This is a genomic window from Paenibacillus sp. GXUN7292 (assembly GCF_050864975.1).
Lineage (GTDB): Bacteria > Bacillota > Bacilli > Paenibacillales > Paenibacillaceae > Pristimantibacillus.
In genome coordinates this window covers 1-13,780 of sequence record NZ_JBOZWO010000042.1, presented here as the reverse complement: position 1 = coordinate 13,780, position 13,780 = coordinate 1, and the positions used below count along the sequence as shown (strand labels likewise).

11 protein-coding genes are annotated in these 13,780 nt (G+C 41.5%); 2 read left to right on the top strand and 9 right to left on the bottom strand.

Features of this window, described 5'->3' with window-relative positions:
- Nucleotides 1-4 precede the first annotated feature (4 nt).
- The 9 genes from ACRRU2_RS23960 to ACRRU2_RS23920 form a co-directional block, all read right to left on the bottom strand.
- Nucleotides 5-856, bottom strand: a complete 852-nt coding sequence (locus tag ACRRU2_RS23960; RefSeq protein WP_432505573.1) for an ABC transporter permease — start codon at nucleotides 854-856, stop codon at nucleotides 5-7.
- Nucleotides 857-1,035: 179 nt separating this feature from the next.
- Nucleotides 1,036-2,607 carry an extracellular solute-binding protein gene (locus tag ACRRU2_RS23955; RefSeq protein ID WP_331698875.1) on the bottom strand — a complete coding sequence of 524 codons (1,572 nt, stop codon included), beginning with the start codon at nucleotides 2,605-2,607 and terminating at the stop codon, nucleotides 1,036-1,038.
- Between the two features lie 292 nt (nucleotides 2,608-2,899).
- A complete protein-coding gene (locus tag ACRRU2_RS23950) occupies nucleotides 2,900-5,308 on the bottom strand; it encodes a helix-turn-helix domain-containing protein (RefSeq protein WP_432505571.1) in 2,409 nt (802 codons plus the stop codon).
- A gap of 243 nt (nucleotides 5,309-5,551) precedes the next feature.
- Complete coding sequence (locus ACRRU2_RS23945) at nucleotides 5,552-6,679, bottom strand: trans-sulfuration enzyme family protein (RefSeq protein WP_331698873.1); 1,128 nt, start codon at nucleotides 6,677-6,679, stop codon at nucleotides 5,552-5,554.
- Entirely contained in the window at nucleotides 6,672-7,817 is a 1,146-nt protein-coding gene (locus tag ACRRU2_RS23940; protein WP_331698872.1) for a hypothetical protein, read from the bottom strand. The genes ACRRU2_RS23945 and ACRRU2_RS23940 overlap by 8 nt, the downstream gene beginning before the upstream one ends.
- A gap of 54 nt (nucleotides 7,818-7,871) precedes the next feature.
- A complete protein-coding gene (locus tag ACRRU2_RS23935) occupies nucleotides 7,872-8,894 on the bottom strand; it encodes a succinylglutamate desuccinylase/aspartoacylase family protein (RefSeq protein ID WP_432505568.1) in 1,023 nt (340 codons plus the stop codon).
- A gap of 12 nt (nucleotides 8,895-8,906) precedes the next feature.
- Complete coding sequence (locus ACRRU2_RS23930; protein WP_432505566.1) at nucleotides 8,907-9,785, bottom strand: dihydrodipicolinate synthase family protein; 879 nt, start codon at nucleotides 9,783-9,785, stop codon at nucleotides 8,907-8,909.
- Nucleotides 9,786-9,827: 42 nt separating this feature from the next.
- A complete protein-coding gene (locus ACRRU2_RS23925) occupies nucleotides 9,828-10,559 on the bottom strand; it encodes an MBL fold metallo-hydrolase (RefSeq protein WP_432505564.1) in 732 nt (243 codons plus the stop codon).
- A 41-nt stretch (nucleotides 10,560-10,600) separates the two neighbouring features.
- Entirely contained in the window at nucleotides 10,601-11,626 is a 1,026-nt protein-coding gene (locus ACRRU2_RS23920; protein WP_432505562.1) for a Gfo/Idh/MocA family protein, read from the bottom strand.
- Nucleotides 11,627-11,879: 253 nt separating this feature from the next.
- Between ACRRU2_RS23920 and ACRRU2_RS23915 the strand changes: the two genes are divergently transcribed.
- Nucleotides 11,880-12,977 (top strand): pyridoxal-phosphate dependent enzyme, encoded by a 1,098-nt coding sequence (locus ACRRU2_RS23915; RefSeq protein WP_432505560.1) that lies wholly within the window; start codon nucleotides 11,880-11,882, stop codon nucleotides 12,975-12,977.
- Between the two features lie 68 nt (nucleotides 12,978-13,045).
- Nucleotides 13,046-13,732 carry a FadR/GntR family transcriptional regulator gene (locus ACRRU2_RS23910; RefSeq protein WP_331698866.1) on the top strand — a complete coding sequence of 229 codons (687 nt, stop codon included), beginning with the start codon at nucleotides 13,046-13,048 and terminating at the stop codon, nucleotides 13,730-13,732.
- The last annotated feature ends 48 nt before the right edge of the window (nucleotides 13,733-13,780 follow it).

The following is a 13,780-nucleotide window of genomic DNA, read 5'->3' as shown; positions in this document are numbered from 1 at the left end:
TCACCTACCATATTCCTTCATGTCCTAACTTTTTAGCTAGTCTATTAGCCCCAATGACTAAAATCAGAGCAATAACTGCTTTAAATACCCCAACTGCCGCAGCGAATGAGTATTGGAGATCAAGCAATCCTTTACGATATACATAAGTATCAATAATATCGGCCACTTCATAAACTGGCGGAGAATAAAGGAGGAAAATTTGCTCAAAGCCTGCATCTAAAATATGACCTATCTGTAAGATAAATAAAATAACAACAATAAAGCTGATACTAGGAAGCGTAATGTTCCACATTTGCCTAAAGCGTCCTGCGCCGTCTACTTTCGCGGCCTCGTAAAGCTGCGGGTCTACGCCAGCAATTGCAGCGATGTATATGATACTGCTCCAGCCCACCTCTTTCCATATACCAGATGCCACTAGTACGGTGCGGAAAAACCTTGTATCTCCTAGGAACATAATCGGTTCCATGCCTAGTCGTTGCAATAAACCGTTGACAAAGCCTCCATCAGTCGTCAGCAAGACGGTCACCAGCCCTGCCAATACAACCATAGAAATAAAATGAGGCAAATAGGAAATCGTCTGTATTGTATTTTTAAAGTACTTATTTTTAATTTCATTTAATAACAATGCTAAAATAATTGGTGCCGGAAAACCAAATAGCAGCTTATATGCGCTAATCGTCAATGTGTTTCCTATAATATTCCAGAAGTAATATGAATTAATAAATGCTTTAAAATGCTTCAAGCCTACCCAGTCGGCGGAAAAAATACCACTCAAGCCATCAAACGGAGATATATCTTTAAATGCAATTATAATTCCATACATCGGTCCATACTGAAAAATGATAAAATAAAGCATTCCTGGGAGTATCAATAAAAAGTAGAGTTTATGTCTTTTGATGCGACCCCATTTAGAGCTATTCAAATGCGAATCAACTCACTTCCATTAAGCTTCTCTTGTGTAGGTTCTTACTAACTACAATGCCGCCTCTATAGGAATAGGGAAAGAGGCGACATTGCGGTAAATTAAAGTTTGTTCTATTGATTCTTCAAAGCGTTATATTCTTTCGTATACACTTCAATCCATTTGTTAATTCCAGCACTTTCAAGCTGGCTCAAGAAATTGGAATATTCGCTCAGCGGTCTTGCGCCCATAACAAACTTCGTAACCTCTTGTTCAATCATTCTTTCGATATCACTCAACGTAGGTACTTGTTCACCAATTTTTGCTTTGTCAAACAAATAGCTAACATCGAAGGTTCCTTCATATTTTACCTTTTCAGTTTCAGTCAAGTACTGTGCAAAGAATGGTCTAACCCATTGGTCATTACTTTTCGGATCCTCTTCGCGGAATTGTACCGTCATTGCAAAAGAGAAGCCTGTCATAAATTCGCCTTGATAATCCTGATTGATTCTGCGATAGACACCTTTTTCTTTGTCTGTCCACTCCCAATGCTTTCCTGGAATTCCCCAGAATGCAGTCAAGTAGTTTTCAACATCGGATAACAGCCAATCCAAATAACGTATAGCGCCTTCCGGATTTTTAGAATTCTTACTAATCATTGTACCGCTTTTGCCAACTGTTCCGACTAAACGCCCATAACCCTTAGGTCCTTGAATATCAGCGGTAACATATTCTGCATCCGGATCAATTTCCCTAATCATCGTTGTATTTGCCAAAGTACGAGAGTGCCATGTAGCAGCCACGCCTACACGATTGGACCTTACAAGCTCGATCACCTTCGTCGCATCAGTTGCAAAGGATTCACGATAAATATAGCCCTTCTTATACCAATCAGCCATAAGAGTGAGGAACTCCAGGTAACCTGGATGCTGAACAGTAGGTCTCACCTTGCCTTCTTCATCTATCCAGTTTCCGTAACCATTCTCCATGAATAGCCCAGACAGCACCGCATTCATTTCATTGAAGGAGGTAATCATCGGGATTGTCTCCCCGTTGCCTACCGGGTCCTTCTCCTTAAATGCTTTCATGACTGCTTCCAACTCTTCGAGATTCGTCGGTACACCAAGGCCTACTTCATCGAGCCAGTCCTTACGAATCGTTATTGCATTCCCTGCCATTGGCGGAGATACAGGCGTCGCCCATTGCTTTCCGTCTTTCTGCAGCGCTTCCCACGAAGCCTTGGACCAGCTTTCAGGCCATACGCCAGTAACGTTCGGCCCGTATTTCTCCAGCAATTCATTAAGAGGGTATGCCGCACCATTTGCTTGATGAAGATCCATAGAACCTGTGAAAATATCAAGCGGCTCGTTACCAGCAAGAAGCAAGTTCAGACGATCTGCTTCCGATCCCTTAGGTGGGACAATTTCAATAACCTCAACACCTGATTTCTCTTTAATATATTGGCGTACTTCTTCAAGAGCTTCTTTCTTGCTTAGATCAACAACATTACCAAGATGGCCATAGTTTGCATACACATACACTTTGCCGTAATCCTTCACACCATTATCTGCGTTGCTATCACTGCCTGTGTTTGTGCTGCCAGTGCTTGCTGTAGGCTTCGGTTCATTATTATTAGAGGAACAAGCCGCTAACAATGAGCCAAGCATGCATAATGTGAGTAATAGCAATCCGATTTTTTTTGACATACTAACCCTCCTAAATAGTGTATGACACATCCCTCCTGGGCGCTGAAGTAAGTTTAAAGCGCTTACATATTGGGCTCAGGGTAAGATTGCTTGATTCAAATTATAGGCTTTAAACGCTTCTATTGGATATGCCTCAATCTTTACAAACATATAAAAATTATGACTTTTTAGCGTTATTACGCGCTTTATGGCCATTCTTAAAAGCATAAAGGGAGATTTTCGGATGGAAATTTCCCCTTCATATATCATCACTCAACGTTGATCGAAGTAAGCTGTAAAAGATTGTTAAAGATTATCCCACTTCATTGTCCTCTAAATCATTTGCAAGCTGATTCGTAAGCTTGCGGTAGTCCCCAGGAGTCAATCCCGTATGCTCCTTGAACAGCTTAATAAAATAATTTGTTTTGTAATAACCCACCTGCTCCCCAATCTCCTTAATCTTGAGATTCGTTTGAGAAATAAGCTGTTTGCTCCGAGCAATTCGAACTTCTGTTAGAAATTCCAGGAAGGTTACACCCTGCTCATCTTTGAAGATACGGCTCAAGTAAGAAGGATTTAATCCTAATTGCTCAGCCACATTCTGGAGAGTCATCGTTTCACCACAGTTGTCGTCTATCATACGCAACACCTGTTCAATATGTCGATTTTTCTTGTCTCGGACAGCATGAACCAAATTATTAGACAGTTTCGTTATGAGCTCATCAAACCAGCTTGTAATTTCAAACCAGTTGTTCTTTTGATTGAGCGAATTGAACAGGTTCCCTTCTTCCTCCAACAGATCATTCAGATCAATCCGTATATCATTGGCCATCTTGACTAGTCTGTTCAGTAATTGAACTAACGCATGCTTAATTTGGTGATAGTAAACTTGCCCCTCATGTGATTTAATATCATGAATCATTTGATTCAAAATTTTCCTCGACTGAGTTAGATCACCGTTAATGAGAGCTTGAATCAATATTTCCTCTTTGTCTTTAGGGTAATTAAAAACAGGTGTCCCGGTCATGCGAACGTCCTCGATATAGACAACCTCGCATGAGCCCGCCATTCTCCGATACAAGAGTGCTTCCTTCGCCTGCTCATAGCTGTGCGGCAATTGCATAATGTCCTCGCAAAATTGTGCAATACCAACAGTACAAATGATGCCGAATTTCGATTCCACCGTATTAATAATAAGCTCTGCTAGCTTGAAGCCTTCCTGCAGTTCACTCTTTTCACCATTAAAGAGTACAATGATTTGATTTTCAACAATTTCCATTACGATATTAGGACGATCCGAAGGCAAGCTTTGCTCCACGTAATTAATCATGCGCAGCTTATTCAAGCTTTTGTCTTCTTCACCAGCGTTAAGATCATGGAAGCCCTCAATTAATATTAACCATACGTGAATTCCACAAAATTTAAGCTCAAGCTCAAAAAAAGCCATTTTCTCATTCATTTCATCCCTGCTCAAGCTATGGTCATGTAGTAAGGTGTATACAAATTTTTCCTGATTTGCGGGCAGGCTTTCTCTCAATTTCTGTTGCAGACTTTTACGGTCCTCCATAATTTCTTCAAGACTACCTCGAATCAAACGAAGTTCAGACCAATGCGAATCTGCTTTCTTGCCGCCAGACTCGAAATTATGATGAATAAAATCGAGCAAATGGCGAATTGGATTGTATATATTTCTAGTTGCCGCGAAGATCAACAATCCGATAGCCACGACAAGAATGGAGCAGGTTATTAGAATCATATCCCCGATCCTGGATACGGCAGCGTAGACCTCATCAAGGGATGTGATCGTAACAAACTTCCAGCCCAAGCTACTAGATGATTGTACGTTGATCAATACAGTTTCGCCACGATCCACATACTCAATGGAACCCGCATTCCCCATTTTATCAATTTGTGTCAGCATAGCTTCATCCACAACCTCATGACGTGTTAGACCCTGGTCATTATCTTGCAGAAGCATCTTCCCGCTGGATGAAAGTACAAAAAAAGTATTGCCAGGTTTAAGTTCAAGCTTGCTGACGAATGCATGCGATAATGCTTCAACATCCAAATTCACAACAACATAATTGTTGCTTTTATCCAACATACGTGTGTTGGAAACAAACACCATTGGAATAACAGTTTTATAGCTATGATCTTTTGCCTTAGCAAGCCTTGGCTCCATTATCGTCGGAAAATATTGTATAGATTGAATATCCTTGTCCCAATCGAAATCGTAGAAGAGATTTTTTTGAAATTGCATCTTATCCGAGGTAAGTATCATTTCTTTATCACTGTCATACATATACACGGAATCAATATATTCGTTAGAACCTTTAAGCTTGCTTATCGTCTGAATTAACCGTTCCTTTGTTTGGATGTAAAAATAAAGTCCAGGTAAGTCCAATGAACGGTACTCTCCCGACAAGGACTCATAGTAATTTCCTCTAGGATAATTTTCAAATTCTTTTAATGCAGTATCAATGGATAGTTGTCGAAACTGATTGCTGATTTGCCCAATCATAAATTCCATTGTACTGGCAGTCTGCTGGATATGCTGCGAATTGGCAGCTAGAAGCTCTTCCTTCATTGAAGAACGAATATTTCGATCTAGGATCGTCCCGATGATAAGCAGCGGCAGTAAGGAAATAACAAGAAAAAATGAAATTAGCCTGATTAGCATTACGCGCTGCTTGGCTTTAGAAAGTAAGCGCTTACGGAACATAACATTCATCCTCCCATAAATAGTAATATCCCCTTATATAACAATATTATAGTGAACACAATATATCATTTCTATTTCATCAACGTCAAACCTTGTAACGCGGACAAAAAATGACTCCTGTACAATACAGGAATCATCCATTAAGTTCGTAGGGTTTAACTCCAATTCAGCATATAGTTGGTATCAATCTTGAAAATAGCCTTTCTAGCGTAGCCTGGTTGTCCATTAGCACAGCCTGGGCCCTTAAATTCGTCTAAGTCCGCCATCTAAGTCATCCATTAATGTTTGAATATCCTCTAGTCCTACAGACATCCGTATAAGTCCAGTGCCTAATGGCAAGCCTGTTGCTTCAGAGAACAGCTCTTGTATAGGTATACCGCTGATCAAGCTTTCAAATCCGCCCCAGCTAGGTCCAATTTCATATAATTGAAGACCTCGAAGCATCGTATTGATCTGATCATAGGTCCGGTCAACGATAAAGCTCATGACTCCTGAATAACCAGAGAGCTGCTTCTTGCCAAGCTCATAATCAGGATGGCTTTTCAAGCCAGGGTACAGTACACGTGTCACCTTTGGATGCCCTTCCAGGAAATTAGCCATAATTAAAGCATTTTCTTGATGCTGCTTCATCCGTACTGGAAGTGTTCGCAAGCTGCGTATAAGCAGCCAAGCCTGATGCGGATCCATAATGGCCCCGAGCATCTCTCGTTCCCTAACACGAATAAGATCTATTCTAGATTTCTTACCCACAATAATGCCGCCTAATATGTCACTATGACCGCCTAAATATTTTGTTGCCGAATGGATAACTAAATCGATTCCATGCTTTAATGGATTTTGAAACAAAGGTGTCGACCAAGTATTATCTATCGCTGTTATGATGCCATGCTGCTGTGCAAGCTTTGCAATTTCAGTCAAGTCCTGCATAGAAAATATAAGCGAGGATGGACTTTCCAAATAAATAAGCTTTGTATTCGATTGAATAGCTGCTTCAAACTGATCTACAGTTCCCTTACTGATGTAGGTTACACTAATGCCAAATCGATTCATGTATTCATTCAATAATGCTCTTGTTCGCGGATACACGCTGCTTACACAAATTACATGATCATCCTTAGACAATGCATGCAAAATAGCAGCACTAATAGCAGCCATACCGGATGATAAACAAATTGCCGCTTCACCTTCCTCTAAAGCAGCGATTTTTTGTTCAGCAATTTCAATAGTTGGATTGGATGAACGTGTGTATATATAGCCATGATCCTTTGTTTTGTTCGTGAACAGAGTGTTTTGGAATATAGGAGGTACGATCGCCCCGTGAAAGCTATCGTAATCATCCCCATGATGAAGGCATATGTTATGTTTATCCATTACGCAAATCTATCGCTTTCCATAAATCTTTTACCTCTACATTTAACGCCTCGTGCAGGGCAACTGTATTCAAATTTGGATATGACGCTACAGTCTTCATCAGCTGCTTAACAACATCAAATGGCTTTGTCGGACAAGAATCAGTTTCACGATTCACATACTTATTGCTCCAATCCCACAGACGAATCCACACATTCATCTTCTTACCATGCTGAATACAATAATCTGCAAAATCTATTCCGATTTCATCAAGCCATTCCTTTGAATGATCATGAAAATCTTCACCTGCGCACATTGAGACTTCATCGACAAGATTATTTTCTACCCAATGCCGCCAATTATAATGAATTTTAGCATAAGGGTACATATTCATCGCTTCATGCTTTCCTTTACGCAGCCCTACAATCAGCGGGATGCCTTTAGCTTCCGTTCTAGCTTTGACAAGTGCAAGAAAATCAGTAAAGGACTCTCCACGAATGGCTGATAGTGCATCTGAATCAAAATCCTTTGTCAGAATATCAACGCCGAAGCGTTCTTTGTACTTACGTACCCACGGCTCATTAAAGCCATAGAAGTCCTCCTCTAATACAGGGAGGCTATGCTTAGCATGACTTCTCGTACATAAATACAAGCCATCAATATCATAAGATAGCACTTCTTCTATTTCCTTTAGACGATGCTCGACCACTTCAGGGTAATCATAACAAATGGCTCCTAGCATATGGTGCTTTCCATCACGGCTAATCCAGGTGTACTCTGGATGCTTAACAACAAATTGACTTTCGAGACCTACCGTATCCCCTTTTCGCATGTAATACTCGTCCATCAATGTAATCCATGCATACACCTTTAGGCCGTATTTGTGTGCCATTCGAGTTGCGACCTCAAGTGGGTCGAATTTCTCTAATATATTTCTAACTTTACTGCTGTCCACATTACTAGGACCCTCTTGGAACACATCCTCGGCTCGAACTTTACTTGGATAAAACAGCTTACCACAAATTGAAAGGCGCCAATGAATGATCTCAACACCATTTTCTTTGCATTTCTGCATAAACTCTTCAATTAAGGGCTCATCATAAGGCACATCACTCGAAACTACGTTGTCATAATAGTCCATATTCAATATAACGTTCATATTCATGCCTCACTTCTTTTTTCTATACGCCATTAGTAGGAAGCATTGTCCCTATCAAGCCCGCATTTCTTCTGGAAAGGCTTGTGTAATGGCACAAATTATGCCACCTTTATCGACTTTAGGCATTACGGTAATTCCAATCATGATTCCATCTTGAGGAGAAATCACTTTCTCCTTGATCTCACCAAATAAACCGTAAATGATACCTATCAAATCTCCAGCCTTTACCTCGTCAAGAAGCTTAACCGACGGGATAAAAAAGCCTTCTTCCTTACTCGTTAAAGATAAATCAAAATTCCCATCGCCATATAGCCTATACTTTATCGCTCGACTAGCTTCCTCCGACAACCAAGCCTCCGGCTCCCGCAGCATATCAAGATGATGAAGCAGTCGATAGGTACCTTTCCGATATTGCTGTTGTCCTTCTATACATACTCGGCGGCCACCTTCTGTCTCCGTATACAGCCATGGAATTCCTCTATCCGTAGCACGCGATACAGTTCGACCAGGTCCTACAGTTGAGTGTGCCCATATCGTATCCACTCCGAATGCTTCTGCAGCTGCTCTCGAGCGCCTTCCATGCTCATGTTCGTCATTGTGATAATAACCAACCAAGGTCGGCACGGATGCAATCATGCCGCCACTATGAAAGTCAAGCAGGAAATCTGCCTTAGCCAGCAGCGTTTGATCTAGATGCCATGCAAGTCGTTGTGTATAGGTCCCCTCTGGGTTTCCAGGAAATTCTCTTGCCAAATTACGTCCATCTAAAGGTGTTTCTCTGGATATTCCTTCGTACGATAGCTTATTCGTAATGGGCACCATCAGTACGGTTCCATTTATTTTTTCTGGAGTCAGCTCATTGCATAATTCAACGACAGTTTGAACCCCATCATATTCATCACCATGTACGGCTGCTAGTATAAGCAGTGTAGGGCCTGCTGAGGCTCCCTTTACTACTCGTAATGGAATCGTTCCTTCTACATCCTCAGCAGTTTCAAAGGTTAGCTGCCAGTTGCTGCACGACCCCAGAACGATCTGGTCTAGATTAAAATCCTTAACCGAAATGGTATTTGTCATCTTAGTCCTCCACTAAATTAGCTTCAATTGCTGCATAAACGCTTTCACTTTTTCTTGCTGCTCTGCGTTTAATGCAATAGTATAATCCGGAGCAAAGTTTCCTTCGAATCCCAGTAGGTTCATGGCATGTGTAAAGCCGCCAAAAACACCTACACTGACAAATAGATCACGAAGGCTCACAATATCATCCAATGCTTTAGACGCTGCTGCCATATCATGATTTGCCAGACTATCATACAGCTTCATATTTAATGGAGTTGTACAAGAAAACATACCGTCTAGCTGTCTATTCAGTCCAAACCCATAGGCGGTATCGAACACATCAAGTCCGCTGAATAAGATGGAGAATTGCGGATCAACCTCGCCCTTCTGACGCTCTAGCATTCTAGCTGTTGGCAAATCGCCTGTTTTGATACCTGCAATGTTGCGATGAGCCATTAACTGCATGGCCGTATCTACTGTAATTTTCGTTTTGGTTACACCTGGCAAATCATACAAATAGACAGGATATGGAGACTTATCAGCAATTTGTTCAAAAAAAGTTTTCACTTCTGCTTGATTCATTCCAAAGTAGAAAGGAGTAGTAGCCACCACACCGCTAACATTCAAGCCGTTAAGACTTTCAATACGGTCAAGCACCCTGCCAATCGAATTATCCATTACACCAACCATAACTGGCAATGCATCCTTCGCAGCTTTAATGGCAATGGAGGCAACCTTGACATATTGCGATTGCCTCACTTGAGCTTCAATTCCCATCGAACCCATAACTAGAAGACCTGATGCTTTACCACGAATTTGATCTTCCACGTGAAGGGTCAAGCTTGATTCAATCACATTGCCCATTTCGTCTTGCGGTGTCCCAAGTGCGGGATAAAATCCTTCTCTCATTTTTTTCTCTCCTTCAGAAGTTTAATTTGCATAATAAGTGATTTAAACTATGCTCCCTGGTATGATTCCAGCATCAAACAGTTTAATGGCTTGATGTAAAGTAGCGCCTCTATCTGCTCGAAGTGGTTCCCAATGACCAGGATACAGATCTGTTATTTGTAATTTAGACATCTTACGTATCGATTGCTCTAATTCAACTAAGGAAAAGTCAGCTGCTTGCTGTACTGCTATTTTCCCCCCTGCAAATATAACATCACTGCAAAATAATGCTTCAAGCTCAGGACAATACACACTTATTTGATCAAAGCTATGTCCCGGCGTCTCCAAAAACTGAATCGACAGCTCACCTAGCATAATTTGCTCACCATCAAGAACGATCAAATCAGGTGTAATCGGTATAAAGTGATAATCTTTGGGATAAATTCCTTGCTCCTTTGCTGCCTTTAAGCCCATGGCACTCTCACCGATTTGAACAATGGAAGCAGTACGCTGTGAACAGATAATCTTTGCTCCGGTGCGCAATCTTAGCTCGTGGGCACCACCAGAGTGATCGGCATGATTGTGAGTAACAACGATCCAATTGATGTCAGTTGCTTGATAGCCAAGCCTATTCAAATTTGAAAGGATAGCTTCAACGCCCATGCCCGAGCCGCAATCGATAAGCATCCGTTCACTTCCGCCATCTATGAAATAAATATTGCAATCGTAAGCATCCGTCTCATTGAATCCAAGGGCGCCACTTCCTACCAAATATACCTGCTCCGTTAGCCGCATATTTCACCCTTCTTTTCTCTATTTAATCTATCCTTATCCCGTCAGCTCAGCTTAATAGGAAGTCCCGTTTTGCTGGATTGAACTATCGCTTCCGCAACCTTTACTGCTTCAAGCGCATCATAAGGATTTAAAATAGAGGATGGTTTGTTTTGACGAATGCATTCATAAAAATGATTCATTTCATTATGTAAATCGCCATAATATTGACCGTACACTTCATTCCAGGAATAAGAGGCTGGAGCTGTAACAGCATCATCGACCCAAAACTCTAAGGATCGATCTGGCTCTTGAAAATGAATGGTTCCGCTATCTCCAACAATCTCCATACGAATATCCATCTCTGCCGGTGTGTTGTCTGGCATAAGCCAATTATTTTCAATGACACCTATAGTCCCATTCTCATACTTGAGCATTGACCATATTAGATCATGTTCGGAGTCAGAGGAAGAGGAAGAGCGAGCGAACACTTCCACTACACGTGATCCTGTAATCCAGTGCATCAGATCAATGTCATGAATACCTAATATATAGATAGGACTAGAACGGCGATAAATCGGAAAATACTTTTTAGGATTATTTCGTCTGGCATAAATAGAGCGCAGTGAGCCTAGTCGTCCTTCCGTTACCGCTCTCTTAATCTTCAATAAACGAGTATCAAATCTTCCTACATGCCCAACCATTAACAATCTATTGGCTTGTTCGGCAGTCTGCACCAGCTTTGCTGCTTCTTCATGCTCCAATGCCAATGGCTTCTCGACAAAAACATGACAACCCTTAGACAGCGCTTTCAAAACGGGCTCAACATGATACATTTCTGGCGTTAATACAATAACCGCATCCATGCTTTCATTGTCAAGCATAGCATTCCAATCCAAGTACCCTTTGCAATTCCATTGTTCAACTACTTCATTCACTTGATCCTTGTTAAGATCAGCAACCGCTACTAGCTTTACATCTGTTTGCTGACTTAAGCATATGAGGTGGTATCTCGAGAATCTACCTAATCCGATTATGCCTAGACGTATAACTTGTCTAGCCTCTCCCACCGTTTGATTGTTGGCCTGCATCACCTTATCACCTACCTACATGAAGTCTTAATGTTAATTGGTACGCAATATTGGTATTACCAAAATGGTATTACCAATTCGAATATAGCATTTTACTCAGGTCTTGGTCAATATACTTATTTTTTAAAAAAGGATTGACTGCCGGATAAAAGATCAAGTACATTAAAATTGGTAATACCAATTACCTTTGTCTCTTATTCACGCTCATATTTTCATGATGATAATCATTACTCTACGAAAGGAAGAAATCATAATGTCTAGCATGGGATCACAGGGCATTTGGAAATATGCGCAATACTTGCCAAGCGTTGCCGAGGAGAACAGAGTAACGTTGGGGGAGGGGCATACTCCTCTCATTCCAAGTGTATCCATTGGAAAAGAGTTGGGATTGACTAACCTATATTTTAAGCTAGAATCACTAAATCCGACTGGCTCCTATAAAGATCGAATTTCTGCTCTCGCTCTGTCGCTTGCCAAGCAGGCAGGTAAAACGGCTTGCATCGGTACTACCTCAGGTAACGCAGGTGCATCCCTTGCCGCTTATGCAGCAAGAGCCGGACTTCCTTATTATGTTTATGTGCAAGAAAATATCATTCCTGCAAAGCTGGAGCAAATTGTCGTTCACCAGGCCAAAGTATTTAAGGTAAAGGGCATGGGATATAGCCCGGAGATCGGAACAAAGGTATTTGAGATGGTAAGAGAAAAGGCAGAGCGAAACAATTGGGAGCCTGCTATTACTGCCTTCGCTTATGCGCCTAAAGCTATGGAGGCCGTTAAAACCATTGCTTGGGATATTCATAAGGAGCTTGGCTTCACACCCGATGCTGTATTCTCACCTGTTGGCGGTGGTGGTCTATTCAGCGGCATATACTATGGATTTCGAGACTTGCTTCTTCGTAATTCCACCGACAAGCTTCCACGTATGGTCGCTTGTCAATCAGCTGGTTGTTCAAATTTAGTTCGTGGCTATAATGAAGGCTTGGGTCGACCTGCTTCAGGATCCTCAACCTCGCTCATCTCCGGCATTCAAGTACCGAGTCCACCAGATGCAAGTATTGCATTTGAGGCTCTCCGTGAAAGTAATGGCTTTGGTGAGGTAATTGAAGATACATTAACCTGGAAGTGGCAGGAAGAGCTCGCTGCCAAGGAAGGCATTTATGCTGAGCCTGCCGGTGCTATCGCTCTTGCAAGTGTGGTTCAAGCCATGAAAGCAGGCAAATTAAATCCTCATGACAAAATCGTTTGTATCGTTAGCGGAGCTGGGTACAAGGATGTAGATCGACAGCATAACATGGTTGCTCCTTTCATGGATCTGCCACTTCATGATCTGGAGCAGCTTTTGAATGAATAGATGTGCAGTACAGCATAATTTTGCTACAATAGACTGAAAACGTTTATTGAGGAGGAAGCAAAGCCACAGTGGAGCATTTGAATAAGGAAGACGTTACCTCTCTCTCTCGCATTGTGAGTGATAGAATTAAAGAATATATTGTGACCCATAAGTTAGAGCCAGGTGATCGCCTACCAACTGAAAGAAATCTAGCTGAAACTTTAGCTGTAAGCAGACCTGTCATACGCGAAGCACTTAGTCATTTGGAAACCTTGGGGCTGATTGATAAGAAACAAGGCAAAGGGCTTTTCATTAAAGAACAAAATATGTCACGCTTATTTCAAGAAATGATGTTTATTACAAGAGGGGATCAAGAAAAGTTTACACAGTTACTTGAGTTTCGCACCGCGCTTGAGCAGGCTGCTGTCCTTCAAGCTATGGAGAAGATTACCAGCTCTGAGCTCGAAGCATTAACTGCTATTATTGATCAAGCAGAGAAAGAGGAAGCCTACAAGGAGTTCATCCAGCTCGATCTACAATTTCACCGAATGATTGTAAGCCTTTCTTCCAATCATTATTTATTAAATTTAACAGAGGTTATTGATAATTATTTCACCTTACTGGATACATCTAAAAAGAACGAGATCGTGTCTGAAGAGGTCAAGAAAAAAACGCTTGAAGGGCACCGTCAGCTTGTCGAACTACTGCAAAATCGTGATCGTATCGCAGCTCTTGACCTCTTGAATGAGCATTTGCTGCACAAAACAAACAAGTAATGCTATCTCCTAAGTTTGCTTGCAGGGTTTCCCTCTCCTTTCGAATTG

What these genes read in the sequence shown, in the direction of transcription:
- ACRRU2_RS23920 (WP_432505562.1), bottom strand. Translation starts at nt 11,626, where the DNA reads ATGCAGGCCAACAATCAAACGGTGGGAGAGGCTAGACAAGTTATACGT.
- ACRRU2_RS23950 (WP_432505571.1), bottom strand. Translation starts at nt 5,308, where the DNA reads ATGTTCCGTAAGCGCTTACTTTCTAAAGCCAAGCAGCGCGTAATGCTA.
- ACRRU2_RS23955 (WP_331698875.1), bottom strand. Translation starts at nt 2,607, where the DNA reads ATGTCAAAAAAAATCGGATTGCTATTACTCACATTATGCATGCTTGGC.
- ACRRU2_RS23935 (WP_432505568.1), bottom strand. Translation starts at nt 8,894, where the DNA reads ATGACAAATACCATTTCGGTTAAGGATTTTAATCTAGACCAGATCGTT.
- ACRRU2_RS23915 (WP_432505560.1), top strand. Translation starts at nt 11,880, where the DNA reads ATGTCTAGCATGGGATCACAGGGCATTTGGAAATATGCGCAATACTTG.
- ACRRU2_RS23930 (WP_432505566.1), bottom strand. Translation starts at nt 9,785, where the DNA reads ATGAGAGAAGGATTTTATCCCGCACTTGGGACACCGCAAGACGAAATG.
- ACRRU2_RS23945 (WP_331698873.1), bottom strand. Translation starts at nt 6,679, where the DNA reads ATGGATAAACATAACATATGCCTTCATCATGGGGATGATTACGATAGC.
- ACRRU2_RS23940 (WP_331698872.1), bottom strand. Translation starts at nt 7,817, where the DNA reads ATGAACGTTATATTGAATATGGACTATTATGACAACGTAGTTTCGAGT.
- ACRRU2_RS23925 (WP_432505564.1), bottom strand. Translation starts at nt 10,559, where the DNA reads ATGCGGCTAACGGAGCAGGTATATTTGGTAGGAAGTGGCGCCCTTGGA.
- ACRRU2_RS23960 (WP_432505573.1), bottom strand. Translation starts at nt 856, where the DNA reads ATGCTTTATTTTATCATTTTTCAGTATGGACCGATGTATGGAATTATA.